Consider the following 25778-nt stretch of genomic DNA (forward strand, 5'->3'; position numbering starts at 1 on the left):
GCGAGCATCGGAAGAGAGGCCACCACATCATGAACGCAGACGCAGCGGTTCAACCGATCGAAGTCACGCAAGACGCTTATGACCTGCGCGGCGTCGTGCGCCTCACGCTGAACCGGCCGGACGCATTCAACGCGCTCTCCGAAGCGCTGCTCGACGACATGCAGACGCATCTCGCCGATATCGCGAAGAGCGACGCGCGCGTCGTCGTGATTGCGGGTGCGGGCCGCGCGTTTTGCGCCGGGCACGATCTGAAGGAAATGCGCGCGGCGCCGTCGCTCGATTACTACCAGTCGCTGTTCGCGCGCTGCACGAAGATGATGCTCGCGATCCAGCGCCTGCCGCAGCCGGTGATCGCGCGCGTGCATGGCACGGCGACGGCGGCGGGCTGTCAGCTCGTGGCGATGTGCGATCTCGCCGTTGCTGCCGATACCGCGCGCTTCGCCGTGTCGGGCGTCAATCTCGGACTGTTCTGCGCGACGCCGTCGGTGCCGCTGTCGCGCAACCTGTCGCGCAAGGCTGCGCTCGAAATGCTGCTGACGGGCGACTTCATCGACGCGATGGCGGCGAAGCAGCAAGGCCTCGTGAATCGCGTGGTGCCGCTCGACATGCTCGATGCCGAAGTCGCCGCGCTCGCGAAGAGCATTTGCGCGAAGCCGCGTGCAGCGGTCGAAGCGGGCAAGGGCCTGTTCTACCGGCAGCTCGAAATGGGCGTCGAGGCTGCGTACCAGCTGGCCGGGCAAACGATGGCCTGCAACATGATGGACGAATCGGCGCTCGAAGGCGTGCAGGCGTTCATCGACAAACGGCCGCCCGACTGGCCGCACACATCCGGCCGCTAGGCCAGCTTATTCCGAACGTTTCAAAATCCACGCGACGAGCGCGTCGATCACGCGCTCGCGGTCGAGGTCGTTCATCGTCTCGTGATAGCTGCCTTCGTAGAGCGTCAGCGTCTTGTCGGGCGAGCCGGCATGCGCGCCGAAGTCGCGGCTGCCGTCGGGCTCGGTGAGCTTGTCGGCGGTGCCGTGCCAGATCAAAAGCGGCGTGCGCAGGCCCGCGCGTCCCTGTTCGATGCGCTGCATCGCAAGCAGCAGTTCGGCGCCCGTGCGCGCGGGAATCGCGCCGTGATGCACGAGGGGATCGTAGCGGTTCGCATCGACCACGCTCGCGTCGCGCGACAGCAGCGCGGCGTCGATCTTCATCGCCGGAAAGGTGGGCCACACGCGGCTGATCTTCTGGCTCAGCGCCAGCATCCAGCGCGGCACGTCGCGGCCCGGCGCGAGGGCAGGACTGGACAGGATCAACCCGTTCAGATGGCGCCGTTGCGCCGCCTGTTCTTCTATCGCGTAAAGCGCCGCGATCGCGCCGCCCATGCTGTGACCCATCAGGAAAAGCGGGCCGTCGTTGTGGGCCGCCTCGGCAAGGAGCGCATCGGCGTCGAGCAGATACTCGTCGAAGCGCTCGATCCAGGCGCGCCGGCCCGGCGCATCGCCATGCCCGCGCAGATCGATGGCGATCAGTTCGATTCCATTCGCATTGAGTGCCTGCGCGAGCGGCGCGTACCGTCCCGCGTGCTCGGCGAGACCGTGGATCAGCGCGACCGTCGCGCAGCGCAGCCCGGCCGCGCGCCACCGATAGAGCGGCAGTTCGAGGCCGTCGCGCGTCAGGGTCTGCGAGCGTTCGGGGTTCCGCGCGGCGGAAGTGGCAGCCTGGGAGGTCTCCATGGCATTTGTCCGATGTTTATAGATTGCGCTCGATCATAGCCGCATGCGCATGACCGTTCGTGTCTGGTCAAACGGAGCGATCCTCTAATTCCGCTGTGTTATGAAAGATCGCGAATTGATTATTAAAGGATATGACGCGACTGCGGTAAAATCGTCGGCTCAAATCCCAATAAAAGTCACGGCGGCCGGTGCCCGGGGCGTACAACGCTCGATGGCAGTCCGCCGTTTCGTTTTTCATGATCGAACTACGCAACCTATCGCAGCGTTTTCCGGGGCCACGGGGCTGGATCGAAGCGCTGCACAACGTCAATCTGTCGATTCCTCGCGGCGAGGTGTTCGGCATCATCGGACGCAGTGGCGCGGGCAAGAGCACGCTGGTCCGCACCATCAACCTGCTGACGCGCCCGACGGAAGGCAATGTCGTCGTCGACGGCAGCGATCTCACCACGATGCCCGCCGCGCAACTGCGCGAAGCGCGTCGCGAGATCGGCATGATCTTCCAGCACTTCAATTTATTGTCGTCGCGCACGGTGTACGACAACGTCGCGCTGCCGCTCGAACTGGCCGGCATGAAGCGCGCGGAAATCGAGGCGCATGTGCTGCCGCTGCTCGATCTGGTCGGCCTGTCGGCGCAGAAGGACCGCTATCCGTCGCAGATCAGCGGCGGGCAGAAGCAGCGCGTCGGCATTGCGCGCGCGCTCGCGAGCAAGCCGAAAGTGCTGCTCTCCGACGAAGCGACCTCCGCGCTCGACCCCGAAACGACCCGCGCGATTCTCGATCTGCTCAAGCGCATCAACCGCGAACTGAAGCTCACCATCGTGCTGATCACCCACCAGATGGAAGTCATCAAGCAGGTGTGCGACCGCGTCGCGGTGCTCGACAACGGCCGCGTGGTCGAAGAGGGCAAGGTCATCGACGTGTTCCTGCAACCACACCACGAAGTCACGCGCGCGCTGATCGGCGACGTGATCGCACAGGAGTTGCCGCCTGCGATGAAGGCGCGCGTCGCCGAGCGTCTGAAGACGGGCAGCGGCCATCTGCTGCGGCTCGCGTTCACGGGTTCAGGCGTCGATCAGCCGATTCTTTCGGAGACGATCCGCCGCTACGAGCTGGACTTCAACATCCTGCACGGCCAGATCGACGAGATCCAGGGTCAGGCGTTCGGCTCGCTCGCGGTGCTCGCGGGCGGCGAACCGACGAAGGTGGCGCAGGCGATGACGTATCTGCGCGAACAGGGCGTGGTGGTCGAGGAGTTGTCGTATGTTGAGTGAAATGTTCGATATGTTCGTGCAGTCGTTCTGGGAGACGCTGATCATGGTCGGCATCTCGGGACTGATCGGCGCGGCCGTCGGCCTGCCGCTCGGCGTGCTGCTCTATCTGACCGATCGCCAGGGCGTGCTGCAGAACATCGCCGCCAATCGTGCGATGGGCGTGGTCGTCAATGCCGTGCGCTCGACGCCGTTCATCATCCTGCTCGTCGCGGTGATTCCGTTTACGCGCCTCGTGGTCGGCTCGTCGATCGGCACGGCGGCGGCCGTCGTGCCGCTGACGATCGCCGCCGCGCCGTTCATCGCGCGGCTTGCCGAGACGGCGTTGCGCGAAGTCGATCGTGGCCTGATCGAAGCCGCCCAGGCAATGGGCGCGACCACCTCGCAGATCGTGTTCAAGGTGCTGCTGCCGGAATCGCTGCCGGGCATCGTCGCGGGTCTGACCATCACCTTCGTGTCGCTGGTCGGCTATTCGGCGATGGCGGGCGCGATCGGCGGTGGCGGTCTGGGCGATCTCGGCATCCGCTACGGATACCAACGCTTTTTGCCGGAAGTGATGTTGACGGTCGTCGTGATTCTGATCGTCTTCGTGCAACTGGTGCAGTCGTTCGGGGATTGGCTCGTGCGTCGTTTGAGCCACAAATAAACACTTTCAAAAAGACAAAGGTTTGGTCATGCAACGTCGTTTCATTCTGAAGGCCGCCGCCGTGCTGGGCGCGGCATCGCTCATCGGCTTCGGTACGTCATCGCTCGCATTCGCCGACGAATCGATCAAGGTCGGCGTGACGGGCGGCCCGCACGCGCAAATCATGGACGTCGTAAAGACGGTCGCGGCGAAGAACGGCCTGAACATCAAGGTGATCGAGTTTTCGGACTACGTGCAACCGAACGCGGCGCTCGCGGGCGGCGACCTCGACGCGAACAGCTATCAGCACGACCCGTATCTGCAGGCACAGGTGAAAGACCGCGGCTACAAGCTGATCAGGATCGCGGACACCGTGACCTATCCGATGGGCATCTATTCGAAGAAGGTGAAGACGCTCGCCGAACTGCCGGCGGGCGCGAAGATCGCCGTGCCGAACGATCCGACCAACGGCGGCCGCGCGCTGCTGTTGCTGCAGAAGCAGGGCCTGCTCAAGCTGAAAGCTGATGCGGGCCTGAAGGCGACGCCGCTCGATATCGTCGACAACCCGAAGAAGCTGAAGATCGTCGAACTCGACGCAGCACAGATTCCGCGTTCGCTCGGCGATGTCGACGCCGCCGCGATCAATACGAACTTCGCGATGGAAGCCGGTCTGAAGCCGAAGCAGGACGCCATTGCGATCGAAGATCCGAAGGGTCCGTACGTGAACGTCATTGCGATCCGCGAGGCGGACCGCAACAAGCCGTGGGTGGCGAAGCTGGTCGCGGCTTACCACTCGCCGGAAGTGAAGCAGTTCATCGAAAGCAAGTTTGGCGGCGCGGTCATCGCGTCCTGGTAATCCGGCGTGGCGCCGCATTACGTGGCGACGGGCGGCGTATGGGATCGTGCTGTCTGAAGAATCGGTAGCAACCCGGACTTGGCGTCCGGGTTTTTTTAGATATAGAATAGCACGACCGTTCGCTATTTCCGTCACACCGTCGGGGAGCGATATCCTCAACACCAAGCAATCCCGGACCGGCTGCCGCAGAGGCTGTCGCTATAATGTCCGTCGGGTTGACGTATTCGTAACTTTGGAGCGTGTGCATGAAAATCCTGGTGCCAGTCAAGAGAGTGGTTGACTACAACGTGAAGGTCCGCGTGAAGTCGGACAACACGGGTGTCGACATTGCGAATGTGAAGATGTCGATGAATCCGTTCGACGAAATCGCCGTCGAAGAAGCCGTGCGTCTGCGCGAAGCGGGCGTGGCAACGGAAGTGATCGCGGTGTCGGCGGGCGTCGCGCAATGTCAGGAAACGCTGCGCACGGCGCTGGCGATCGGCGCGGATCGCGCGATCCTGATCGAATCGAACGAAGAGCTGCAGCCGCTGGCTGTCGCGAAGCTGCTCAAGGCGCTGGTCGACAAGGAACAGCCGCAGCTGGTGATCCTCGGCAAGCAGGCCATCGACGACGATTCCAACCAGACGGGCCAGATGCTCGCTGCACTGGCCAATCTGCCGCAAGCGACGTTTGCATCGAAGGTTGTCGTAGCGGATGGCAAGGCGACGGTGTCGCGTGAAGTCGATGGCGGCGCGGAAACGCTGTCGCTGACGCTGCCGGCTGTCATCACGACCGATCTGCGCCTGAACGAGCCGCGCTACGTAACGCTGCCGAACATCATGAAGGCGAAGAAGAAGCCGCTCGAAACCGTGAAGCCGGAAGACCTGGGCGTCGATGTCACGCCGCGTCTGAAGACGCTGAAGGTCAGCGAGCCGCCGAAGCGCTCGGCTGGCGTGAAGGTGGCCGACGTGAAGACGCTGGTCGAGAAGCTGAAGACCGAAGCCAAAGTGCTTTGATCTACGGAGACGAATGAAATGACGATTCTGGTAATTGCTGAACACGACAACGCGGCGCTGAAGGCAGCGACGCTCAATACGGTTGCTGCCGCGCAGAAGATCGGTGGCGACGTTCACGTGCTGGTGGCTGGCCACAACGCGCAAGGCGCGGCTGACGCGGCGGCGAAGGTGGCAGGCGTGGCGAAGGTGCTGCTCGCCGACGCGCCGCAACTGGCAGCAGGCCTCGCGGAAAACGTCGAGGCGACGGTGCTGAATGTCGCGAAGGACTACTCGCACATCCTCGCGCCCGCTACGGCTTACGGCAAGAACATCGCGCCGCGAATCGCAGCGAAGCTCGACGTCGCGCAGATCAGCGACATCACGGCTGTCGATTCGGCCGATACGTTCGAGCGTCCGATCTACGCGGGCAACGCGATTGCGATCGTGCAATCGGCTGATCCCATCAAGGTCATCACGGTGCGTTCGACGGGCTTCGACCCGGTTGCAGCGGAAGGCGGCAGCGCATCGGTCGAGAAGATCGAAGCGGCAGCCGATACGGGCATCTCGCAGTTCGTGAGCCGTGAAGTGACGAAGCTCGACCGTCCGGAACTGACGTCGGCGCACGTCATTGTGTCGGGCGGTCGTGGTCTGGGCAGCGGCGAGAACTACACGAAGGTGCTGGAGCCGCTGGCCGACAAACTCGGCGCGGCAATGGGCGCATCGCGCGCAGCCGTCGACGCGGGCTACGTGCCGAACGACTATCAGGTCGGTCAGACGGGCAAGATCGTCGCGCCGCAGCTGTACATCGCGGTCGGTATCTCGGGCGCGATCCAGCATCTCGCAGGCATGAAGGACTCGAAGGTCATCGTTGCCATCAACAAGGACGAAGAAGCGCCGATTTTCAGCGTCGCGGATTATGGCCTCGTTGGCGATCTGTTCACCGTCGTGCCGGAGCTGGTGAAGGAACTCGGCTGATAAAGCGGCACGCCGCCTGACGGCAAACGACAGCAAAGCGAAGAGGCGCGAGGATGTTGAATCCAGCGCCTCTTTTTTCATCGGAGTCAGGGAGGAGACACACATGAGCTACACGGCACCCATCAAGGACATGATGTTCGCGATGCAGGAACTGGCCGGACTGGATGACATCGCAGCGCTGCCCGGCTTCGAGGACGCGAACGCTGAAACCGCACAAGCCGTGCTCGAAGAATCCGCGAAGCTGTGCGGCGAAGTGCTGGCGCCGCTGAACGTCGAAGGCGACCGCAACCCGAGCAGCTGGAAAGACGGCCACGTGACGGCGACGCCTGGTTTCGCCGATGCGTTCCGCCAGTTCGCCGCAGGCGGCTGGCAGGGCGTGCAGCATCCCGTCGAATACGAAGGCCAGGGCCTGCCGAAGCTGATCGCGACGGCGTGTATCGAGATGCTGAACGCGTCGAACCTGTCGTTCGCGCTGTGTCCGCTGCTGACGGACGGCGCGATCGAGGCGCTGCTGACGGCAGGCAGCGACGCGCAGAAAAAGACCTATGTCCCGAAGCTGATTTCCGGCGAATGGACGGGCACGATGAACCTCACCGAGCCGCAAGCGGGCTCGGATCTCGCGCTGGTGCGAACGCGCGCCGAGCCGCAGGGCGACGGCTCGTTCAAGCTGTTCGGCACGAAGATTTTCATCACGTGGGGCGAGCACGACATGGCGGACAACATCGTCCACCTCGTGCTCGCGCGCACGCCGGATGCGCCTGAAGGCGTGAAAGGCATTTCGCTGTTCGTCGTGCCGAAGTTCCTCGTCAACGAGGACGGCTCGCTGGGCGAGCGCAACGACGTGCACTGCGTGTCGATCGAACACAAGCTCGGGATCAAGGCGAGCCCGACGGCCGTGCTGCAGTTCGGCGACCACGGTGGCGCGATCGGTCATCTGATCGGCGAAGAGAATCGCGGCCTCGAATACATGTTCATCATGATGAACGCGGCGCGGTTTGCGGTCGGCATGCAGGGCGTGGCCATATCGGACCGGGCTTACCAGAAGGCGGTCGCGTACGCGAAAGACCGCGTGCAGAGCCGGCCAGTTGACGGTTCGGCGAAGCAGTCCGTGTCGATCATTCACCATCCGGACGTGCGCCGCATGCTGTCGACGATGCGCGCACTCACCGAAGGCTCGCGCGCACTGGCGTATGTCGCCGCTTCGCATAGCGATCTCGCGCACCGGCATCCTGACGAAGCGAAGCGTGCGGAGCATCAGGCGATCTATGAATATCTGGTGCCGATCGTGAAGGGCTGGAGCACGGAGCTATCCGTGGATGTAACGAGCCTCGGCGTGCAGGTGCATGGCGGTATGGGCTTCATCGAAGAGACGGGTGCGGCACAGTACTATCGCGACGCTCGCATCCTGCCGATCTACGAAGGTACGACGGCCATTCAGGCGAACGATCTGGTCGGCCGCAAGACGGTGCGTGACGGCGGCGCAGTGGCAAAAGCCCTGCTTGCCCAGATCGCGCAGACAGTCGAAGCACTGAAACAGCACAAGGGCGCAGCGTTCCAGTCAATGCAAAAACATCTGTCACTTGGACATGATGCGTTGCAGTCGACCGTCGCGTTCGTCGTCGCGAATACGAAGAGCGATCCGAACGCGGTATTCGCCGGCAGCGTGTCGTATCTGAAGCTCGCGGGCATCGTGCTGGGCGGCTGGCAGATGGCGCGCGCGATGCTGGCGGCGCAACAGAAACACGCGCAGGACCCGTCGTTCTACGGCGCGAAAATCGCGACCGCGCAGTTCTTCGCGGAACATCTGCTGCCGCAGGCGGTGGCGCTGGAAGCGTCGATTACCAGCGCGAAGGGCGGCGAGGGCGTGCTCGCATTGTCGGAAGATCAGTTCTGACGACGTCGAAGGCAGAAAAAACAACGGCGCCGCGAAGGCGCCGTTGTTGCATCAGGTGGAACCGAATCAGGCGTAAGCCGGACGAGTCTGCCCCGTCGTCTCGCCGAGATAGCGATGCACCGACAGATCGCCCGACTGGATCGCCGGACGCTTGCCCGAGATCAGATCGGCGAGCAGCTGGCCCGAGCCGCACGACATCGTCCAGCCGAGCGTGCCGTGTCCCGTGTTCAGGAACAGGTTCGGCACGGGTGTGCGGCCGACGATCGGCGTGCCGTCCGGCGTCATCGGACGCAGGCCCGTCCAGAACGTCGCTTTCGACGTATCGCCGCCGCCCGGGAACAGATCGTTGACACACATCTCGAGCGTCTCGCGGCGCGCCTGCTTCAGCTTCTTGTCGAAGCCCACGATCTCCGCCATCCCGCCGACGCGAATCCGGTCGTCGAAACGCGTGATCGCGATCTTGTACGTCTCGTCGAGCACCGTCGATACGGGCGCCGACCCGGCATCGACGATCGGCGCCGTGATCGAGTAGCCCTTGAGCGGATACACCGGAATCTTGACGATGTCCGACAGGAACTTCGTCGAATACGAGCCCAGCGCGACGACGAAGCTTTCCGCGCGCACCATCTCGCTGCCGCACTTCACGCCAGCGATGCGATCGCCTTCCATCGCGAGCGCGTCGATCGGGGTGTTGTAGCGGAACTTGACGCCCAGTTGCCCGGCGAGCGCGGCGAGGCGCGTCGTGAACAGCTGGCAATCGCCTGTTTCGTCGCCCGGCAGGCGCAGACCGCCCGTCAGCTTGTGCGACGTCGCGGCGAGCGCGGGTTCGGCACGCGCGAGGTCGTTCGGCATCAGCAGTTCGTACGGCACGTTCGCGTCTTCGAGCACGGCGATGTCCTTCGCTGCGCCATCGAGTTGCTGTTGCGTGCGGAACAGCTGCAGCGTGCCGCCCGTGCGGCCTTCGTACTGGATGCCCGTCTCGGCGCGCAATGCCTGGAGGCAATCACGGCTGTATTCGGCGAGACGCACCATGCGGCCCTTGTTGACGGCGTAGCGCGCGGACGTGCAGTTCTGCAGCATCTGCCACATCCATTGCAACTGGAATTGCGTGCCGTCGAGCCGGATGGCGAGCGGCGCATGCTTCTGGAACATCCATTTGACGGCCTTCAGCGGCACGCCCGGCGCCGCCCACGGCGCGGCATAGCCCGGTGAAATCTGGCCGGCGTTGGCAAAGCTCGTTTCGAGCGCAGGACCTGCTTCGCGATCGATCACGGTGACTTCATGACCGGCGCGCGCAAGATAATAGGCGGTCGTTACCCCAACGACGCCACTGCCCAGAACGACGACTCGCATAGCTGCTCCATAAAGGTCGGAAGGCCGCGGCGTGATGGAAAACCTCGTTTCTTCGTGCTTTTGTTCGATTGACGAGGTGATATGCCGAATGCCTAGTGTTAACCGCTATACTATTTGCGTCGTGGTAGGTTTTGTTATTGTATTTTTCAGATTTTCAGTAAAAACCATGCGTACACAGCGTCAGCCGATTCGAGCGCTCGACAAACTCGATCACAAGATCCTGAGAATCCTCCAGCAGGACGGCCGGATCGCGATGAAGGAACTGGCCGAGCAGGTGGGTCTTTCGGTGACGCCGTGTATCGAGCGCGTCAAGCGCATGGAGCGCGACGGCGTCATTACGGGCTATCACGCACGCGTGAATCCGGCGGAGCTTGGCGCGGCGCTGCTGGTGTTCGTCGAGATCACGCTCGATCACAAGAGCGGCAACATGTTCGACCAGTTCCGGCGAGAAGTGCAGAAGATTCCCGAGGTGCTCGAATGCCATCTGGTGTCGGGCGACTTCGACTATCTGATCAAGGCGCGCATCGGCGAAATGGCGGACTACCGGAAGCTGCTTGGCGACATCCTGCTGCAACTGCCGGGCGCGGTGCAGTCGAAGAGCTATGTCGTGATGGAGGAAATCAAGGAAACGCTGAACATTGCCGTAGGCGAATGACGCTTACGGCGGGGCTCCCTGGCGGTTGACCCGGCCCCGAAAGTCACGCTCGACAAACGCGGTAAACACTGTATATTTGTACAGTATTCAGCGTTGCTTCGACGTGTGCCGTGACAGACTACGACCGAGACATTCCCGAATTTCCAATCGCGCCGCCCGCTCCGCGCAAGGGGCGGGGCGCGGTCACGAATCTGCAGGGCCGCTACGAAGTCGATCAGCGCGAGGCCGTCGACGATGGCTGGATCGCGCCGTCGGAAGAGGAAAGCGGGCGTCCCGCGTTGCGCACGCAGATATTCGAAGAACGCGCGAAAAGCATCCTCACGCATAACCAGTCGCCGGATATTCCGTTCAGCGTGTCGCTGAATCCTTATCGCGGCTGCGAGCATGGCTGTATCTATTGCTTCGCGCGGCCTACGCACAGCTATCTCGGCCTGTCGCCGGGGCTCGACTTCGAAAGCCGGATCTACGCCAAGGTCAATGCGCCGGAACTGCTCGTGCGCGAAATGGCGAAGAAATCGTACGTGCCGGAACCCATCGCGCTGGGCGTGAATACGGACGCATGGCAACCCGTCGAGCGGGACCTCCAGCTGACGCGACGCGTCATCCAGGTCATGAGCGAGCACAACCAGGCGTTCGCCGCGATCACCAAGAACTCCCTGATCGAGCGCGATATCGATCTGCTTGCGCCGATGGCCGAGAAAGGGCTGATGATGGCTGCCATCACCATTACGACACTCGACGCCGACATCGCCCGCACGCTGGAGCCGCGCGCCGCCACGCCCGCGCGGCGCCTCAGGACGATCCGGACGTTGACCGACGCAGGCATACCGGTGGGCGTGAGCATTGCGCCTGTTATCCCGTTCGTCACGGATCAGGACATGGAGCGCGTACTCGAGGCCTGCGCGGAAGCGGGCGCGACGAGCGCGAGCTATATCGTGTTGCGTCTTCCGTGGGAAGTGGCGCCGCTCTTCAAGGGTTGGCTGGAAGCGCATTTCCCCGACCGCGCCGAGCGCGTGATGAACCGCGTGCGCGATATGCGGGGCGGCAAGGACTACGACGCGTCGTTTTCGACGCGCATGAAAGGCGAAGGGCTATGGGCCGATCTGCTCAAGCAGCGCTTTGCGAACGCGGTGCGGCGGCTTGGTCTCAATGCGCGCAATCACGGCATTCTCGATATGTCGCATTTCAAGCGGGTCGAGTTGCCCAAGCCGGTTAAACCGGCCGCACCCGACACGCCTCAATTGAGTCTTTTCTGAGCGCGACCTTATTGCGAGATCGCTTTTGCGGCCTCGACTTGAGATTCGAAGTAGGTCTGGAACGATAGCGCGAGTCCCGTCATCAGTAGGAATGCGCCGATCAGCAGCGAAAAGATCACGACGAAGATGACGGTCCAGCCGGAACGGCTCTGCTGGCCGGTGTGCGCGTTGAACTGGGCGTCCCATTTCTCATCTGGGCGCAGACCGTAGACGATCGCCGCGAGAAAGGCGGCCAGCATCGACACGGCGCCGGGGAACGCGAGAATCCAGCCCATGATCGCGGCGCGCTCGGTCGCGGCTAGCAGCATGAAGCCAGGAATCCCGATGATCGTTCCAACGAGGTGCGCCCAGCCCCACACGTCGCGCAAACCGTACAGATAGAAGCGGTGTGCGCCGAGTGTGCCGAAGAAGAAAGCGAGCGCGGCGGTAAGGGTCTTGGAGCGAAAGCGCGAGTTATGCGTAGCGACGGTGGCCATGAACGTGAGCGACAGGGTGACGGACGGCTTCGGCGGCTGCGGATCCCGCGCACAGCCGAGCGCATTCTACGCTGCCCGCATCTCGCGCGGCACGTGTGCAGACTTATGCCGGCATTCCGTGGAGGCCCTGCACGAAGTGGATGTGACACAGAAACGGTGGCGCAGCGTGGCATCCGCGCGACGGTGTCGTGAGAGATAGGTAAAACGGTGTCAGCGAGCGCTTCATGCCGCTCCCATGCCGCCTGCACAGACCGAAAAAGCCCGGCATCGAGCCCCGGCTGCGGCGTCGCGGCTCAGTTTATCCCGCTAAGTGTTTGTTGTGCTTTCGGTTTCCGGCTATAATCGCGTGTTTCAGTAGTTTCGAACCCCGGTTTTCAAGGATTCTAGTATGGTCATCATCCGCTTGGCTCGTGGCGGCTCGAAGAAGCGCCCTTTCTACAACATCGTCGCAACCGATTCGCGTAACCGTCGTGACGGCCGCTTCATCGAGCGCGTTGGTTTCTACAACCCGGTCGCTACGAAGGGCGAATCGCTGCGTATCGCTCAAGACCGTCTGACGTACTGGCAAGGCGTTGGCGCACAACTGTCGCCGACCGTGCAGCGTCTGGTGAAGGAAGCGCAAAAGGCGCAACCGGCTGCTTAAGTGCAGTTTTACGGTACATCGTCGGCTCGTGCGGCAGTCGTTCTGCGCGAGTCTGGGGTGTGCAGGTTTGACGTATGCAGGCTTGAGGTTCGCTGATGTCGGAGCGTGATTCGGGTAGTTCAGGTCGCGCAAAGGCGAAAACGGAGTCTGGCGCGCGAGCGTCGTTTGGCGCGTTTGTCCGCAAGCCGGTCGAACGGCCCGCGACGAATGTTGCAAAGGCTGACGCCGCGCAGGGAATGCAGGCTGAATCGGCGGAAAGCTGGCCCGACGACGCTGTCGAAGTCGGCGCAATCGTCGATGCATACGGTCTCAAAGGGTGGGTGAAGGTGGCCGCGCACGCGGACGCCGGTCAGGGCGGCGACGCCTTGCTCAGCGCCAAACGCTGGTGGCTCGAAAAAGGCCGCGAGCGCAAGTCGGCGCCCCGCCTGCAGTCGAAGGTTCATGGCGACAGTATCGTTGCGCAGCTGGGCGGCATTGCCGACCGGGATGCCGCGTTCGCGATGCGTGGTCATCGCGTCTACGTGCGCCGCAGCGATTTCCCTGCGCTGGGAACCGACGAATTTTACTGGGTCGACCTGCTGGGCCTCGATGTGGTCAACGAGGCCGGCGTCGAACTCGGCAAAGTGGCAGATCTGATCGACAACGGTGCGCAGTCGGTGTTGCGCATCGAATATCCGGCTACCGGCAAAGACGGCAAGCCGGTTACCGGCGAGCGCTTGATCCCGTTCGTCGGCGTCTTCATCAAAACGGTAGATCAGGCGGCGAAGAAGATCGTCGTCGACTGGGAAGCCGATTACTAAAACGTTCGCTTCACGGAGAGAGCGATGCAGTTCGATATCGTTACGCTCTTTCCTGAGATGTTTCGCGCGCTGACCGACTGGGGTATTACGAGCCGCGCCGCGAAGCAGGAGCGATACGGGTTGCGCACGTGGAATCCGCGTGATTTCACAACCGACAACTACCGCACAATCGACGATCGTCCGTACGGCGGCGGCCCCGGCATGGTAATGCTGGCCAAACCGCTGGAAGATGCGATCGGCGCCGCGAAAGCAGCGCAGGCGGAGCAGGGCGTTGGCGGCGCGCGCGTCGTGATGATGTCGCCGCAAGGCGCCACGCTCAATCACGACAAGGTCATGCGCCTTGCCGCTGAGCCTGGTCTGATTTTGCTGTGCGGCCGCTATGAAGCGATCGATCAACGTCTGATCGACCGCGTAGTCGACGAAGAAGTCAGCCTCGGCGACTTCGTGCTGTCGGGTGGCGAGTTGCCGGCCATGGCGTTGATCGACGCCGTCGTGCGTCATCTGCCGGGTGTGCTGAACGACGCGCAATCGGCAGTGCAGGACAGTTTCGTCGACGGTTTGCTGGATTGCCCGCACTACACACGTCCCGAGGAATACGACGGCGTGCGCGTGCCCGATGTGCTGCTCGGCGGCCATCATGCGGAAATCCAGTTGTGGCGGCGGCGCGAAGCGTTACGTAATACGCTGGTCAAACGGCCCGATCTGATCGTTCAGGCCAGAAAGAACAAGTTGTTGAGCCGTGCCGACGAGGCGTGGCTCGCAAATCTCGCCAAGGAAGCATCGAAGCATTGAGCTTCGTGCGACGAAGCGGGATCAAGGCGGAGCCGTCCATGCGTGGCCGGTTCCAGATGTGAACCCATCCTCTATCGGGGCCGTAGCCGAACGCGCGCAGCGCGAGGCAGGTACGAACGCCGACAAGATGGCACCAGGAGTCAGTCATGAATCTGATTGCAAAACTTGAGCAGGAAGAAATCGAGCGCGCGCTCGCAGGCAAAACCATCCCCGAATTCGCTCCCGGCGATACGGTGATCGTCAGCGTCAACGTGGTTGAAGGTAACCGCAAGCGCGTTCAGGCTTACGAAGGCGTCGTGATCGCGAAGCGCAATCGTGGCCTCAACTCGTCGTTCATCGTCCGCAAGATTTCGTCGGGCGAAGGCGTCGAGCGTACGTTCCAGACGTACTCGCCGCTGCTGGCAAGCATCGTCGTGAAGCGTCGTGGCGATGTGCGTCGTGCAAAGCTGTACTATCTGCGCGAACGTTCGGGCAAGTCGGCTCGAATCAAAGAAAAGCTGGTGTCGAAAGACCGCGCTGCAGCTGCTCAAGAGTAAAAGCTGTAAGAAAAAGCACCCTCCGCGGGTGCTTTTTTGTTTGCCAGGTCAAAATAGCGGTGTGTCCCACCAGCGCTCGTTTCGAGACTTCCATTGACCGCGCCTTCCCGTCCCTCTCGTCCCGTCTTTGATCCCGAAAGCTTGCCCGTCGAACCGGCTGATGTCGATCTGCCCGCTGTCGCGCCCGCGCGTCTGACGCCGGACGGCCTGCGCGCTCGCTTCGAGCAAAACGTGCCATGGGAGCAGGAGACGCGCGAAGTACGGTGGCGCGAAACGGGCGATCCGCGTGTCGCCGCGGTGCTGGTCGCGCTCGTCGTGCGCGACGGCGGACTGACCGTGCTGCTCACGCAGCGCACCGCGCATCTGAACGATCACGCGGGGCAGGTCAGCTTTCCCGGCGGCCGTCACGAACCTCACGACGCCACCACGACGGCAACGGCCTTGCGCGAAGCGCAGGAAGAGGTCGGCCTCGATCCGTCGCGCGTCGAAGTGCTCGGTACCTTGCCCGAGTATCTGACGGGCACGGGGTTTCGCGTGACGCCCGTCGTCGGTCTCGTGCATCCGCCGTTCACAGTTCAGGCGGACACGTTCGAGGTAGCGGAGATTTTCGAAGTCCCACTCAGCTTTTTGATGGACCCGAAGAATCACGAGGTGCGCGTGCTGAGTTGGGAAGGCGGCGAGCGTCGTTTTTTTGCAATGCCCTATCCACGCGGCGAAGTCGGCGGCGATTACTTCATCTGGGGTGCAACGGCGGGCATGTTGCGCAATTTCTATCGCTTCCTCGCGGCATGATGCGTAGCAGCGCGATCGGCACGCGGTCTCGCTGTATTACGTTTGTATTGCAGCCGCTCAGCCTCATCCGACCCTGTGCTATCGTTATGACCAATTCCGCTCATCGGACCGGATCGGCCGGCAAGAGCCGCCCGGAAAGAACTCGAATAGCACGGCGTCTCGCATGACTTTTTTCTCCGTATTGCTGGCCCTCATCATCGAACAGGTGCGCGCGCTGTCGCCGAACAATCCGGTGTCGGCACTCCTTCAATACCATGCGGAATCGACGGCGCACGGCTTCGACGCAGGCAAGGAGAAGCACGGCATCCTCGCGTGGCTGGTCGTCGTGCTGCCGTGGACGCTCGTCACCGGCCTGATCTATTTCGTCCTGTACGAGATTCACTTCGCGCTCGCGTTCCTGTGGAACGTCGCGGTGCTGTACTTCACGCTCGGCTTTCGCCAGTTCAGCCATTACTTCACGGACATCCATCTGTCGTTGAACAACGACGACGTGCCGCGCGCGCGTGAAATCCTCAATGAATGGACGGGTATCGATACCGTCGATATGCCCGTCAGCGAGATCGTCCGTCACACGTTGATTCATGCTGTCGTCGCGTCGCATCGGCATGTGTTCGGCGTGTTCTTCTGGTTCCTGATTCCCGTCGGGCCGGCGGGCGCGGTGCTGTATCGTACGGCCGAGTATCTGGCGCGCACCTGGTCGAAGCCTGTCGACGACCGGACGGCGGCGTTCTCCACTTTCGCGCAACGCGCGTTCTTCGTGATCGACTGGATTCCGTCGCGTTTGACGTCGATGGGCTTTGCGATCGTCGGCAACTTCGAAGACGCGATTTACGCCTGGCGCAATCACGCGCGCCAATGGCCCGACCCGAACGATGGCGTGCTGCTCGCCGCGGGCAGCGGCGCGTTGGGCGCGCGTCTCGCAGGACCGCTTGCCGAGGTATCGAGCCTCGACGCACTGGCAACGGGCGACGGCGGACCGATGCCCGTCGGCGACGACTGCACGCCGCGCACCCTGCAATCTGCGGTGGGGCTCGTATGGCGGGCCGTTATCCTGTGGATGATCCTGCTGCTGATGCTGACGATCGCCGTCTGGCTCGCCTGACAGCCGCGCTGCCCGCTAAAGAGCGATTCAGCCGTCCAGCGGATCGCGCGCCGTTCCGCAATTCCAGCACACGGTGAACTGCGCTTCGAGCACTTCACCGCAGTGCGCGCAACGCCAGCCGGGCGCACCGACGGCCGGCCCGCTGCGCGCCGCATCGATCAACTTCCTCGCCAACGCTTCGTCGCGCTCATCCATGAGCCACAACTCCGGCGCGCACTGATCAGCCGGAATCTCGCCGATCGCACCGCTCAGATAGCGGTTATGCAATTCGCACGCGATACCCGCGGCTGCCAGCACGTTGATCCAATGCTGCCCAATCACGACGTTGGGCGCGCGCATGAGCTTCATCATGATTGCCTGTCAGCGGACGATCTGGCTCGCCTCATGTACGAGCTGCGCATAAAGCGCATGCCTTTCCTTCGCGATACGGCCATCGGCGACCGCTTCGAGAATCGCGCAGCCGGGCTCATGCAGATGATGACAGTTGTAGAACCGGCAGTTCGGCAACAGCGGCCTGAACTCGGGAAACGCGCGTTCGAGCATGCCTTCCGTCAGATGATGCAGGCCGAATTCCTGAAAGCCCGGTGAATCGATCAGCGCGCCTTCGCCCGTAGGAAGGGGGTAGAGGCGCGTGAACGTCGTCGTGTGACGGCCGCTGTTGAGCGCCGTCGAGATTTCGCGCGTCGCCACTTCGGCATCGGGAATCAGCAGATTGACGAGCGTCGACTTGCCCATGCCCGACTGACCGAGCAGCAGCGTCGAATGGCCGCTCAGATGCGCTTCGAGCGTCTCGCGCGCGGCCTCCGGCTGCGCCTTGATCGACACTTCGAGCACCGTGTAGCCGAGCCCGCGATACAGGTCGAGGCGCTTGCGCGCGAGCGGCAGCGCGGCTTCGACGTCGATCTTGTTCAGCACGATCAGCGGCTTCAGCTCGTTCTCTTCCGCGGAGACGAGCGCGCGCCCGAGCAGGTCTTCGCTGAAATGCGGCTCGGTGGCGAGCACGATCAGCAACTGATCGAGATTCGCGGCGAACAGCTTCGACTTGTACTGATCCGAGCGATACAGCAGATTGCGCCGTTCGCCGATTTCGACGATGACGCCCTGATCGGCGGATGTCGGCTCGTACAGCACCTGATCGCCGACGGCGATCTCGCTGCGCTTGCCGCGCGGGAAGCATTGCAGGATCGCGCCGCCGTCCTCTGGCGCGACGATGTAGTGACGTCCATGCGCGGCGATCACGAGACCGCGCACGCGCTCCTGCGCGCGGTCGCTGACGGCGGCGGCGCGCAGCGCTTTCGGGGAGCGGCCGCTCATGCGTGACGCAGCAGGCGGTCGATCCGCTGCGAGGCAGGCGGATGCGAGTAGTAGAACGCGGTGTAAAGCGGGTCGGGGGTGAGCGTCGACGCGTTGTCCTCATACAGCTTGACGAGCGCGTTGACGAGATCCTTCGCGTCAGCCTGCGTCGCGGCGAAAGCGTCTGCTTCGAACTCATGCTTGCGCGAGCTGAGGCTGCCGAGCGGCGTCACGAAGAACAGGAACACGGGGACGGCGAGGAAGAACAGCACGAGCGCGAGGCCGTCGTTGCTGCCCGTCATCGACGGACGTACGCCGAGACCTTCGAAGAACCACGTACGCTGCGTGAGCCAGCCGAGCAGCGCGAGCATCGCGAGGCTGATCAGGAACGTGACGACCATCCGCTTGATCACATGGCGACGCTTGAAGTGACCGAGCTCGTGCGCCAACACCGCTTCGATCTCGCTGCCCGACAGGCGCGAGAGCAGCGTGTCGAAGAACACGATGCGCTTGGACGAGCCGAAGCCCGTGAAATACGCGTTGCCGTGCGCGGAGCGGCGGCTGCCGTCCATCACGAACAGGCCCTTGGCTGCGAAGCCGCAGCGCTTCATCAGCGCATCGATGCGCTGCACCAGCGCTTCGTCTTTCAGCGGCTCGAACTTGTTGAACATCGGCGCGATGAAGCTCGGATAGAGGATCAGCACCAGCATCTGGAACACGACCCACACGACCCACGTCCACCACCACCAGTACGTGCCCGCCTGATTCATCAGCCACAGCACGACGAACAGCAGCGGCAGACCGAACGCAGCGCCGAGCAGCACGCCCTTGATGCGGTCGGCGAAAAAGATGCGTTTCGTCATGCGGTTGAAGCCGAAGCGCTGCTCGATGCCGAACTGGCGGTAGTAGTCGAACGGCAGGTCGATTGCGCTCGTGATCGCGATCACGGCCGCCACCAGAAGGATCTGGCCGACGTAGCCATAGCCCACCCAGTCGCCGATGGCGAGATCGAGCGCCTGCACGCCGCCCAGCAGCGTGAGCGCGATCAGCACGGCGGCGCTGACGACGATCTCGATCATCGTGAGCCGCGTGCGCTCGACCGTATAGTCGGCGGCTCGCTGGTGCGCGGACAGGGCGATCGTGCCGGCGAACTGCTGAGGCACGCTTTCACGGTGCGCCGCAACGAAGCGGATCTGGCGCGACGCGAGCCAGAGCTTCGTGCCGACCATCGCCAGCACGGCGATCACGAACAGAACGGTGAAGTAGAGAGGAGGCATCCGGGGAATCCGTAGGTTCTATGCGAGAATTATATGTTTGTTCCCGCTCGTGGGCGGGAGCGCGCCATCTTCGGCGGGCGGCGGGTGTAACGTGATCCGCTCGCGCGGTCCCCAATCAAGGTTGCCTTCAATGACTGACATTATCGAATCCGTCGATCAGCCGCTCGTGCGCAGCGACATGAATCTCGTCTGGCTGGACATGGAAATGACGGGGCTCGATCCCGACAACGACCGGATCATCGAAATCGCCGTTGTCGTGACGAATTCGACGCTCGAAAGGCTGGTCGAAGGCCCCGTGCTCGCCATCCACCAGAGCGACGAAACGCTCGGCAAGATGGACGACTGGAACAAGAACACGCATGGCCGTTCGGGGCTGATCGACCGCGTGCGCGCGTCGACGGTGACGGAAGCCGACGCCACCGAGCAGATCCGCGCGTTCCTCGGCCAGCACGTGCCGCCCGGCAAGTCGCCGATGTGCGGCAACTCGATCTGCCAGGACCGCCGTTTCATGGCGCGCTGGATGCCCGAACTGGAAACGTTCTTCCATTACCGCAACCTCGACGTCAGCACGCTGAAGGAACTGTGCCGCCGCTGGCAGCCCGCGATCTACAAGGGCTTCCAGAAGCGCGCGATGCATACCGCACTCGCCGATATCCATGAATCGATCGATGAACTGCGCTACTACCGCGAGCATTTCCTGATCCCGGCCGCGAGCGCCTCGAACGCGGCCGACGCGCCGTCCGGCGACGCCAGCACGAAATAACGGTCAGCCTGGCCGCGGAGCGCGCATCGCGCTCTTCGGCCGGAACGCCGCCACGACGGCAGCGTTCGTCTCGATGTACGGGCCGCCGATCAGGTCGATGCAATACGGCACGGCGGCGAAAATGCCCGGCACTTTCACTTTCCCCGTTTCATCGCGCAAGCCCTCCAGCGTTTCCCTGATCGACTTCGGCTGCCCCGGCAGATTGATGATCAGCGCAGCGCGTTCGGCCGTCTCGCGGATCACCGCCACCTGGCGCGACAGGATCGCCGTCGGCACGAAGTTCAGGCTGATCTGCCGCATCTGCTCGCCGAATCCCGGCATTTCCTTCGTCCCGGCCGCGAGCGTCGCCTCGGGCGTCACGTCGCGGCGCGCGGGGCCCGTGCCGCCCGTTGTCAGCACCAGATCGCAGCCGGCTTCGTCGACCAGTTCGATCAGCGTCTTCGTGATGGTCGGCGCGTCGTCCTGGATCAGCCGCGTTTCCGTGCGAAACGGCGAGGTGAGCGCGCCGCCAAGCCACTCCTGCAGCGAGGGAATGCCCTTGTCCTCGTAGACGCCCGTGCTGGCGCGGTCGCTGATCGACACCAGACCGACGATCAGCTCGTCGGGATGATTACGCACGGGATTCGTCATCGTCGTCGTCCAGATCTTCGGAATCGTGGCTGTCTTCGTCGTCGTTGCCGGCGCCGTCCGCGTTCTTGATCCACTGGAACAGGTCGCGGAAGTAGCGCGGCGGCTTGCCTTGCTGCGCTTCCCTGCGCGCGTTGCGGATCAGTGTGCGGCCTTCCTGCGGGTCGGCGGCGGGGTGCTGGCGGATGAATTCGGTCAGCGCGGCGTCGTCGGCGAGCAGCTGCTCGCGCGTGCGTTCGATCCAGTGCAGGCGCGCCGTTTCGGCCTTGTTGACGCCTTTGTATTTGTCGAGCGCTTCGCGCAGCGCAGCCGTTTCATCGTCCGTCAGGCCGCGCATCACCTTGCCGACGTACTGCATCTGGCGGCGCTTGCCTTCGTGATCGGTGATGCGGCGTGCTGCACGCACGGCTTCATCGAGCGATTCAGGCATCGGCATGCGCTTCAATGCGTCTTTCGGCAGCGCGACGAGTTCTACGCCCAGCTCCTGCAACGCGTGCATTTCGCGCTTCAGTTGCGACTTGCTGGGACGGTCATACCCGTTGTCGTCGACGACGTCAGCGGGCTCCATGGGTTGAATGCGGGTTTTGCGTGTCATGCGCGATATTGTAGCGTGCCGGGCGGCGCCGGCCGGACGAGGTGCGGTCCGCGAAGGGCATACGCGCGAGGCACATGCGAATGCCAGGTACGCTCGCGTAGAGCTTGCTATGATCGCGGGATACGTCGGCGCACAGGCCGGCTGAATACAGCGCTTGCAACGACGAACTCTCGCGGGCTTCGGCCCGGACGGCACCGCAACTCAGGACGGCAAACGACAATGGCAGCAGACACGGAAGCCCGGCAACGATTTTTCCCGCATACGCAGGATGAACTGAAGGAAATCGCCTCCGACATTCTTCGTCACGCAAAGTCGCTCGGCGCGAGCGACGCGGCAACCGAGATTTCGGAAGGCGATGGCCTGTCCGTCTCAGTGCGTCGCGGCGAAGTCGAGACGATCGAGCACAACCGCGACAAGATGGTCGGCGTGACGGTTTTCATCGGCAACAAGCGCGGCAATGCGAGTACGTCTGACTTTTCGTCAGAGGCGCTGAAGGACACGGTGATGGCCGCGTACAACATCGCGCGCTTCACGGCCGAGGACGACTGCGCGGGTCTCGCGGAAGAAGAACTGCTCGAAAAGGATCCGCGCGATCTCGACCTGTATCACCCGTGGAATCTGGACGCGGACGAAGCCGTCGAACTGGCGCGCCGCGCGGAAGACGCGGCCTTCGCCGTGAGCCCGCAGATCAAGAACTCGGAAGGCGCGAGCGTATCGGCGCAGCATTCGCAGTTCGTGCTCGGCACGTCGCGGGGCTTTCTCTCGGGCTATCCGTACTCGCGTCATTACGTGGCGTGTGCGCCCATCGCGGGCAGTGGCCGCAACATGCAGCGCGACGACTGGTACACGTCGAAGCGCAGCGCAACCGAGCTTGCCGACCCCGAAGCCGTCGGCCGTTACGCCGCCGAGCGCGCGCTGGCGCGCATGGGGGCGCGTGGGCTCGACACGCGCAAGGTACCGGTGCTGTTCGAGGCGCCGCTCGCGGCGGGCCTGCTCGGCGCGTTCGTGCAGGCGACGAGCGGCGGCGCGCTGTATCGCAAGACGACGTTTCTGGTCGACAGCCTCGGCAAGCCGGTATTCGCACCGCATGTGCAGGTGGTCGAAGATCCGCACGTGCCGCGTGCGATGGGCAGTGCGCCGTTCGATGAAGAGGGTGTGCGGACGAAGCAGCGTTCTGTCGTGAAAGATGGCGTCGTGGAAGGGTATTTCCTGTCGACGTATTCGGCACGCAAACTCGGCATGCCGACGACGGGTAACGCAGGCGGTTCGCATAATCTCTCGCTGCGGAGTTCGTTGACGCAGGCGTCTGATGACTTCGAGGAGATGCTGCGCAAGCTTGGGACTGGCCTGTTGCTCACCGAGCTGATGGGGCAGGGCGTCAATTACGTGACGGGCGATTATTCGCGCGGCGCATCAGGGTTCTGGGTCGAGAATGGGAAGATTCAGTATCCCGTTGAAGAGATTACTGTTGCCAGTACGCTGCAGGAGATGTTCCGGCATGTCGTCGCTATTGGTGCGGACACGATTGTCCGCGGGACTAAGCAGACGGGCTCCGTTCTGATCGAGCGGATGACTGTTGCTGGGCAGTGATCGGTTTTTTTGGCCTGCGGCCGGCTTTGTGCTGGCATCCGCGTGATGTTATTGGTTCGCACGCGTTGCCCCTGTGCGGGGCGGCACCTACTTTTCTTTGCCGCCGCAAAGAAAAGTAGGCAAAAGAAAGCGGCTAACACCGCCAGTTCTTGTATTTGCCTGAGGGTCCCCACAGGGTCTTACACTTCACACGGCAATCACGTCATACATGCTCGCTGCCAGCGCTCTAATGAGCGCCTCACCCGCTTCGCACACCCGCATTACAGCATCCCGCGCCAGATAGTCCACGGTCGCCCAGGTGGCAAACTGTGTGTAGGCCGTAGTGCTCCACACGCCTCACTTCGGACCGATAGCACACGCGTCCTACCTGTAAGAGCGCTAACTTATACGACGCGACAACCTACACACAGTTTGCCACCTGGGCGGCACATACCATTCGCTGCCGCTTACCGTTGTACGGGTGCCTGAAGCGGGTGATGCGATTGTTCGAAGCGCTGGCAACGAGCATCGACCAGGGCACTGCCGTGTGAAGGATGGGGACGTTGAGGGCCCGTGGATAAGCACACGGGCTGGCGGTGTGAGCCGCTTTCTTTTGCCTACTTTTCTTTGCGGCGGCAAAGAAAAGTAGGTGCCGCCCCGCACAGGGGCAACGCTTGAAGCACCAATAACAAATCGCGGATGCCGCCGCAAAGGCAAGCAAACCACCCAGCGTCGCAGACAAAAAAAACCTACCGCGCTACACGCTGATAAACCACAAACGCATACTCAAAATCATTCGGCTCTTTAGCCCAATGCGTCTCGCGAGAAACCTCATGCCACACCGCCGGATCAGGCGCCGGAAACCTGGCATCGCCATCAAAATCGGCATGAATCTCGGTAACGATCATCTTATCCGCGCGAAGCGCACCTTCCTGATACAACTGCGCGCCGCCGATCAAAAACGCCTCAGCCGCCCCATCACGCGCCGCGAGCGCCAGCGCATCATCGAGATTGGTCACGGCATCGCAGCCGTCGAAACGCCGCTGAGCATCGCGCGTCACGACGATATTGCGCCGCCCAGGTAGCACCCGCCCGATCGATTCATGCGTCTTGCGCCCCATGACAATAGGCGCACCCATCGTCGTACGCTTGAAGAATGCGAGATCTTCGGGCAGCCGCCAGGGCAACTGGTTATCGCGGCCGATCACGCCATTGCGGGCGCGAGCGACGATCAGAGTCAGCGTCGTCATGCGAAAAGTGAAGCGGATAGAAAGCGGAAGCCGATTCTACCCGACCGCGCGCCGTCCGCCAGAAATCACCTCGCTCAAACACATCGGCGTCTGCCGACGAACTGCAAAGCGAAACCGCAAACAGAACAAAACATCACTCCCGCGATTCGTGGTCCCCGCCATACGCGCCCTTGCCATCGCCCTTCTCGTCGCCCTTGAACCCCGCCTTGTCTTCGGTCGACGTGTCGCGCAACCCATGCGTGCCCATCAGCCGGTAAAGCGTCACACGCGAAATCCCAAGGTCCGTGGCCGCCTCGTTGAGTCGGTGCCGGTGCCGCAGCAAAGCGACTTCGATCGCACGCTTCTCGGCGGCTTCGCGCGCCTGCGCGAGGCTCATCGTCTGCTGCTCGCTAAATTGCGCGAGGTCGAGATCCGCGGCGGAAATCAGCTTGTTCTCAGCCATCACGATCGCGCGGCGTACACGGTTGATCAACTCGCGCACGTTGCCCGGCCAGTGATAGTTGTACATCGCCTCGATCGCCGACGGCGTAAAGCCGCGAATCTTGCGCGCATTGTCCGTCTTGAACTTGCCGAGAATATGATGCGCGAGCAGCTCGATGTCTTTGCCCCGCGCGCGCAGCGGCGGCTCGTCGACGCGCAGCACGCACAGCCGGTGAAACAGATCCTGACGGAAGCGCCCGTCACCCATCGCGCCTTCCAGATCGACGTGCGTCGCGGAGATGATGCGCACGTCGACGGAAATCGATTCGTGGCCGCCCAGCCGCTCGATCTTGCCTTCCTGCAGAAAACGCAACAGGCTCGCCTGGCTTTCCATCGGCAGATCGCCGATTTCGTCGAGGAACAGCGTGCCGCCGTTGGCCGATTCGACGCGCCCGATCTTGCGCTGGTTCGCGCCTGTAAACGCGCCGCGTTCATAGCCGAACAGTTCCGACTGCAGCAGATGATGCGGAATCGCGCCACAGTTGATCGGCACGAAGGGCGCCTTGCGGCGCGGCGAGCGTTCGTGGATCGCCAGCGCCGTCAGTTCCTTGCCGGTGCCGGATTCCCCCGAGATGAACACGCTCGCGTCGGTGTTCGCGACCTTGCGGATCGTACGGAACAACTGCTGCATCGGCTCGCAGGTGCCGACCATCTCGTCGTCGCTCGCACCCGTCGTGTCGGGCGGCAGGTCGGCGTCGCACAGATTGACCATGCCGTACGCATGGCCGACCAGATAGTCGATCGTCGCGTTCGCCACGGGAATCTTCACGTAGTCGAAGCAGTAATGGCGGATCAGCCGCCGCACGGCCGGGTCCGCGAGCCGTTCGGGATTCGCCAGCGCGATCCAGCCGACCTGCTGCTGGCGCAGGCTCGCCTCGAGGCCCGGCAGATCGCGCACGGCGAAACTCGCCATGTCGACGATCCCCGCGCACATCGTCGCGGGTTTGACGAGCCGGCCGATCTCGTGCGCCGAGCGCGCAACCAGCACGCTCCAGCCGCGACTCTTCAGATGCTCGACGAGCGCCTCGTCGGGCGTGCGCGCGGCGTACAGCAGGATGCGCGCGCCGGGGTCGGGCGCGACGCCGCGCGGCGCGTCGACGTCCACGGGACGCGCAGCGGGCGTGTCGTTCCCGCGTGACACGGCAAGACGCAACCCGGAGCCGGCGAGCGGGGGAACAGAGCTCAGATGAGAAGTTTCGCGCACGA

At 63.0% G+C, this 25778-nt stretch carries 27 protein-coding genes; 17 read left to right on the forward strand and 10 right to left on the reverse strand.

Annotation, left to right across the window (positions count from 1 at the left end; all coding sequences use genetic code 11):
• The first annotated feature begins 29 nt into the window (after positions 1-29).
• On the forward strand, positions 30-839 hold the full coding sequence (locus tag PPGU16_RS04210) for an enoyl-CoA hydratase (protein ID WP_180721838.1): 810 nt from the start codon (positions 30-32) through the stop codon (positions 837-839).
• 6 nt (positions 840-845) lie between these two features.
• On the opposite strand, the gene PPGU16_RS04215 is transcribed toward PPGU16_RS04210, so the two are convergent.
• Complete coding sequence (locus PPGU16_RS04215) at positions 846-1721, reverse strand: alpha/beta hydrolase (RefSeq protein ID WP_180721839.1); 876 nt, start codon at positions 1719-1721, stop codon at positions 846-848.
• 236 nt (positions 1722-1957) lie between these two features.
• On the opposite strand from PPGU16_RS04215, the gene PPGU16_RS04220 reads away from it, so the two are divergent.
• From PPGU16_RS04220 to PPGU16_RS04245, 6 genes are all read left to right on the forward strand, one after another.
• Positions 1958-2992: a methionine ABC transporter ATP-binding protein gene (locus tag PPGU16_RS04220; RefSeq protein WP_180721840.1), complete on the forward strand. Its 1035-nt coding sequence runs from the start codon at positions 1958-1960 to the stop codon at positions 2990-2992.
• Positions 2982-3635 (forward strand): methionine ABC transporter permease, encoded by a 654-nt coding sequence (locus tag PPGU16_RS04225; protein ID WP_180721841.1) that lies wholly within the window; start codon positions 2982-2984, stop codon positions 3633-3635. The genes PPGU16_RS04220 and PPGU16_RS04225 overlap by 11 nt, the downstream gene beginning before the upstream one ends.
• A 28-nt stretch (positions 3636-3663) precedes the next feature.
• Entirely contained in the window at positions 3664-4470 is an 807-nt protein-coding gene (locus PPGU16_RS04230) for a MetQ/NlpA family ABC transporter substrate-binding protein (RefSeq protein WP_180721842.1), read from the forward strand.
• A gap of 245 nt (positions 4471-4715) precedes the next feature.
• Positions 4716-5465, forward strand: a complete 750-nt coding sequence (locus PPGU16_RS04235; RefSeq protein ID WP_180721843.1) for an electron transfer flavoprotein subunit beta/FixA family protein — start codon at positions 4716-4718, stop codon at positions 5463-5465.
• Positions 5466-5483: 18 nt separating this feature from the next.
• Positions 5484-6419 carry an electron transfer flavoprotein subunit alpha/FixB family protein gene (locus PPGU16_RS04240; protein WP_180721844.1) on the forward strand — a complete coding sequence of 312 codons (936 nt, stop codon included), beginning with the start codon at positions 5484-5486 and terminating at the stop codon, positions 6417-6419.
• A gap of 103 nt (positions 6420-6522) precedes the next feature.
• Positions 6523-8313: an acyl-CoA dehydrogenase gene (locus tag PPGU16_RS04245; protein WP_180721845.1), complete on the forward strand. Its 1791-nt coding sequence runs from the start codon at positions 6523-6525 to the stop codon at positions 8311-8313.
• A gap of 66 nt (positions 8314-8379) precedes the next feature.
• Here PPGU16_RS04245 and PPGU16_RS04250 read toward each other — a convergent pair whose 3' ends face one another.
• Positions 8380-9666: a D-amino acid dehydrogenase gene (locus PPGU16_RS04250; RefSeq protein WP_180721846.1), complete on the reverse strand. Its 1287-nt coding sequence runs from the start codon at positions 9664-9666 to the stop codon at positions 8380-8382.
• A 166-nt stretch (positions 9667-9832) separates the two neighbouring features.
• On the opposite strand from PPGU16_RS04250, the gene PPGU16_RS04255 reads away from it, so the two are divergent.
• Positions 9833-10321 carry an Lrp/AsnC ligand binding domain-containing protein gene (locus PPGU16_RS04255; protein ID WP_180721847.1) on the forward strand — a complete coding sequence of 163 codons (489 nt, stop codon included), beginning with the start codon at positions 9833-9835 and terminating at the stop codon, positions 10319-10321.
• 110 nt (positions 10322-10431) lie between these two features.
• Entirely contained in the window at positions 10432-11577 is a 1146-nt protein-coding gene (locus PPGU16_RS04260) for a PA0069 family radical SAM protein (protein ID WP_180721848.1), read from the forward strand.
• Positions 11578-11585: 8 nt separating this feature from the next.
• Here the strand turns inward: PPGU16_RS04260 and PPGU16_RS04265 are convergent, their stop codons facing one another.
• The gene (locus PPGU16_RS04265) at positions 11586-12053 is read right to left on the reverse strand and encodes an NINE protein (protein ID WP_180721849.1); all 468 of its coding nucleotides are present in this window, start codon (positions 12051-12053) and stop codon (positions 11586-11588) included.
• Between the two features lie 388 nt (positions 12054-12441).
• On the opposite strand from PPGU16_RS04265, the gene rpsP reads away from it, so the two are divergent.
• The 6 genes from rpsP (at position 12442) to PPGU16_RS04295 (ending at position 16718) form a co-directional block, all read left to right on the forward strand.
• On the forward strand, positions 12442-12696 hold the full coding sequence (gene rpsP / locus PPGU16_RS04270; protein ID WP_006476550.1) for a 30S ribosomal protein S16: 255 nt from the start codon (positions 12442-12444) through the stop codon (positions 12694-12696).
• A gap of 95 nt (positions 12697-12791) precedes the next feature.
• Positions 12792-13496 (forward strand): ribosome maturation factor RimM, encoded by a 705-nt coding sequence (rimM, locus tag PPGU16_RS04275; RefSeq protein WP_180721850.1) that lies wholly within the window; start codon positions 12792-12794, stop codon positions 13494-13496.
• A gap of 24 nt (positions 13497-13520) precedes the next feature.
• Positions 13521-14288: a tRNA (guanosine(37)-N1)-methyltransferase TrmD gene (trmD, locus tag PPGU16_RS04280; protein WP_180721851.1), complete on the forward strand. Its 768-nt coding sequence runs from the start codon at positions 13521-13523 to the stop codon at positions 14286-14288.
• Positions 14289-14434: 146 nt separating this feature from the next.
• Positions 14435-14824 (forward strand): 50S ribosomal protein L19, encoded by a 390-nt coding sequence (gene rplS, locus PPGU16_RS04285; protein ID WP_035990096.1) that lies wholly within the window; start codon positions 14435-14437, stop codon positions 14822-14824.
• Positions 14825-14917: 93 nt separating this feature from the next.
• The gene (locus PPGU16_RS04290; RefSeq protein WP_180721852.1) at positions 14918-15616 is read left to right on the forward strand and encodes a CoA pyrophosphatase; all 699 of its coding nucleotides are present in this window, start codon (positions 14918-14920) and stop codon (positions 15614-15616) included.
• A gap of 163 nt (positions 15617-15779) precedes the next feature.
• Positions 15780-16718 (forward strand): CobD/CbiB family protein, encoded by a 939-nt coding sequence (locus PPGU16_RS04295; protein ID WP_180721853.1) that lies wholly within the window; start codon positions 15780-15782, stop codon positions 16716-16718.
• A 27-nt stretch (positions 16719-16745) separates the two neighbouring features.
• On the opposite strand, the gene PPGU16_RS04300 is transcribed toward PPGU16_RS04295, so the two are convergent.
• From PPGU16_RS04300 to PPGU16_RS04310, 3 genes are read right to left on the reverse strand one after another with little or no spacing between them, the layout of a single operon-like run.
• Positions 16746-17066, reverse strand: a complete 321-nt coding sequence (locus tag PPGU16_RS04300; RefSeq protein ID WP_042314526.1) for a putative signal transducing protein — start codon at positions 17064-17066, stop codon at positions 16746-16748.
• A 12-nt stretch (positions 17067-17078) separates the two neighbouring features.
• Positions 17079-18032 carry a ribosome small subunit-dependent GTPase A gene (rsgA, locus tag PPGU16_RS04305; RefSeq protein WP_180721854.1) on the reverse strand — a complete coding sequence of 318 codons (954 nt, stop codon included), beginning with the start codon at positions 18030-18032 and terminating at the stop codon, positions 17079-17081.
• The gene (locus tag PPGU16_RS04310) at positions 18029-19288 is read right to left on the reverse strand and encodes a M48 family metallopeptidase (RefSeq protein ID WP_180721855.1); all 1260 of its coding nucleotides are present in this window, start codon (positions 19286-19288) and stop codon (positions 18029-18031) included. The genes rsgA and PPGU16_RS04310 overlap by 4 nt, the downstream gene beginning before the upstream one ends.
• A 130-nt stretch (positions 19289-19418) precedes the next feature.
• Between PPGU16_RS04310 and orn the strand changes: the two genes are divergently transcribed.
• The gene (gene orn / locus PPGU16_RS04315) at positions 19419-20051 is read left to right on the forward strand and encodes an oligoribonuclease (protein ID WP_180721856.1); all 633 of its coding nucleotides are present in this window, start codon (positions 19419-19421) and stop codon (positions 20049-20051) included.
• A 3-nt stretch (positions 20052-20054) separates the two neighbouring features.
• Here orn and mog read toward each other — a convergent pair whose 3' ends face one another.
• Entirely contained in the window at positions 20055-20681 is a 627-nt protein-coding gene (gene mog / locus PPGU16_RS04320) for a molybdopterin adenylyltransferase (RefSeq protein WP_180721857.1), read from the reverse strand.
• Positions 20662-21273 (reverse strand): ribosome biogenesis factor YjgA, encoded by a 612-nt coding sequence (gene yjgA / locus PPGU16_RS04325; protein ID WP_180721858.1) that lies wholly within the window; start codon positions 21271-21273, stop codon positions 20662-20664. Before yjgA ends, mog begins: the two co-directional genes overlap by 20 nt.
• A gap of 219 nt (positions 21274-21492) precedes the next feature.
• Between yjgA and pmbA the strand changes: the two genes are divergently transcribed.
• A complete protein-coding gene (gene pmbA, locus PPGU16_RS04330; RefSeq protein ID WP_180721859.1) occupies positions 21493-22863 on the forward strand; it encodes a metalloprotease PmbA in 1371 nt (456 codons plus the stop codon).
• 728 nt (positions 22864-23591) lie between these two features.
• On the opposite strand, the gene PPGU16_RS04335 is transcribed toward pmbA, so the two are convergent.
• Positions 23592-24092, reverse strand: a complete 501-nt coding sequence (locus PPGU16_RS04335; protein WP_180721860.1) for a dihydrofolate reductase — start codon at positions 24090-24092, stop codon at positions 23592-23594.
• Between the two features lie 133 nt (positions 24093-24225).
• Positions 24226-25776, reverse strand: a complete 1551-nt coding sequence (locus tag PPGU16_RS04340; protein ID WP_180721861.1) for a sigma-54 dependent transcriptional regulator — start codon at positions 25774-25776, stop codon at positions 24226-24228.
• Positions 25777-25778 lie beyond the last annotated feature (2 nt).

It is taken from the genome of Paraburkholderia largidicola (assembly GCF_013426895.1).
Lineage (GTDB): Bacteria > Pseudomonadota > Gammaproteobacteria > Burkholderiales > Burkholderiaceae > Paraburkholderia > Paraburkholderia largidicola.

Coding starts and splice junctions, on each gene's coding strand:
- PPGU16_RS04210 (WP_180721838.1), top strand. CDS start 30: ATGAACGCAGACGCAGCGGTTCAACCGATCGAAGTCACGCAAGACGCT.
- orn (WP_180721856.1), top strand. CDS start 19,419: ATGACTGACATTATCGAATCCGTCGATCAGCCGCTCGTGCGCAGCGAC.
- PPGU16_RS04295 (WP_180721853.1), top strand. CDS start 15,780: ATGACTTTTTTCTCCGTATTGCTGGCCCTCATCATCGAACAGGTGCGC.
- PPGU16_RS04300 (WP_042314526.1), bottom strand. CDS start 17,066: ATGAAGCTCATGCGCGCGCCCAACGTCGTGATTGGGCAGCATTGGATC.
- PPGU16_RS04245 (WP_180721845.1), top strand. CDS start 6,523: ATGAGCTACACGGCACCCATCAAGGACATGATGTTCGCGATGCAGGAA.
- PPGU16_RS04215 (WP_180721839.1), bottom strand. CDS start 1,721: ATGGAGACCTCCCAGGCTGCCACTTCCGCCGCGCGGAACCCCGAACGC.
- PPGU16_RS04255 (WP_180721847.1), top strand. CDS start 9,833: ATGCGTACACAGCGTCAGCCGATTCGAGCGCTCGACAAACTCGATCAC.
- rsgA (WP_180721854.1), bottom strand. CDS start 18,032: ATGAGCGGCCGCTCCCCGAAAGCGCTGCGCGCCGCCGCCGTCAGCGAC.
- rpsP (WP_006476550.1), top strand. CDS start 12,442: ATGGTCATCATCCGCTTGGCTCGTGGCGGCTCGAAGAAGCGCCCTTTC.
- rimM (WP_180721850.1), top strand. CDS start 12,792: ATGTCGGAGCGTGATTCGGGTAGTTCAGGTCGCGCAAAGGCGAAAACG.
- PPGU16_RS04310 (WP_180721855.1), bottom strand. CDS start 19,288: ATGCCTCCTCTCTACTTCACCGTTCTGTTCGTGATCGCCGTGCTGGCG.
- trmD (WP_180721851.1), top strand. CDS start 13,521: ATGCAGTTCGATATCGTTACGCTCTTTCCTGAGATGTTTCGCGCGCTG.
- mog (WP_180721857.1), bottom strand. CDS start 20,681: ATGACGAATCCCGTGCGTAATCATCCCGACGAGCTGATCGTCGGTCTG.
- PPGU16_RS04250 (WP_180721846.1), bottom strand. CDS start 9,666: ATGCGAGTCGTCGTTCTGGGCAGTGGCGTCGTTGGGGTAACGACCGCC.
- PPGU16_RS04225 (WP_180721841.1), top strand. CDS start 2,982: ATGTTGAGTGAAATGTTCGATATGTTCGTGCAGTCGTTCTGGGAGACG.
- PPGU16_RS04230 (WP_180721842.1), top strand. CDS start 3,664: ATGCAACGTCGTTTCATTCTGAAGGCCGCCGCCGTGCTGGGCGCGGCA.
- yjgA (WP_180721858.1), bottom strand. CDS start 21,273: ATGACACGCAAAACCCGCATTCAACCCATGGAGCCCGCTGACGTCGTC.
- PPGU16_RS04220 (WP_180721840.1), top strand. CDS start 1,958: ATGATCGAACTACGCAACCTATCGCAGCGTTTTCCGGGGCCACGGGGC.
- PPGU16_RS04335 (WP_180721860.1), bottom strand. CDS start 24,092: ATGACGACGCTGACTCTGATCGTCGCTCGCGCCCGCAATGGCGTGATC.
- PPGU16_RS04265 (WP_180721849.1), bottom strand. CDS start 12,053: ATGGCCACCGTCGCTACGCATAACTCGCGCTTTCGCTCCAAGACCCTT.
- PPGU16_RS04235 (WP_180721843.1), top strand. CDS start 4,716: ATGAAAATCCTGGTGCCAGTCAAGAGAGTGGTTGACTACAACGTGAAG.
- rplS (WP_035990096.1), top strand. CDS start 14,435: ATGAATCTGATTGCAAAACTTGAGCAGGAAGAAATCGAGCGCGCGCTC.
- PPGU16_RS04240 (WP_180721844.1), top strand. CDS start 5,484: ATGACGATTCTGGTAATTGCTGAACACGACAACGCGGCGCTGAAGGCA.
- pmbA (WP_180721859.1), top strand. CDS start 21,493: ATGGCAGCAGACACGGAAGCCCGGCAACGATTTTTCCCGCATACGCAG.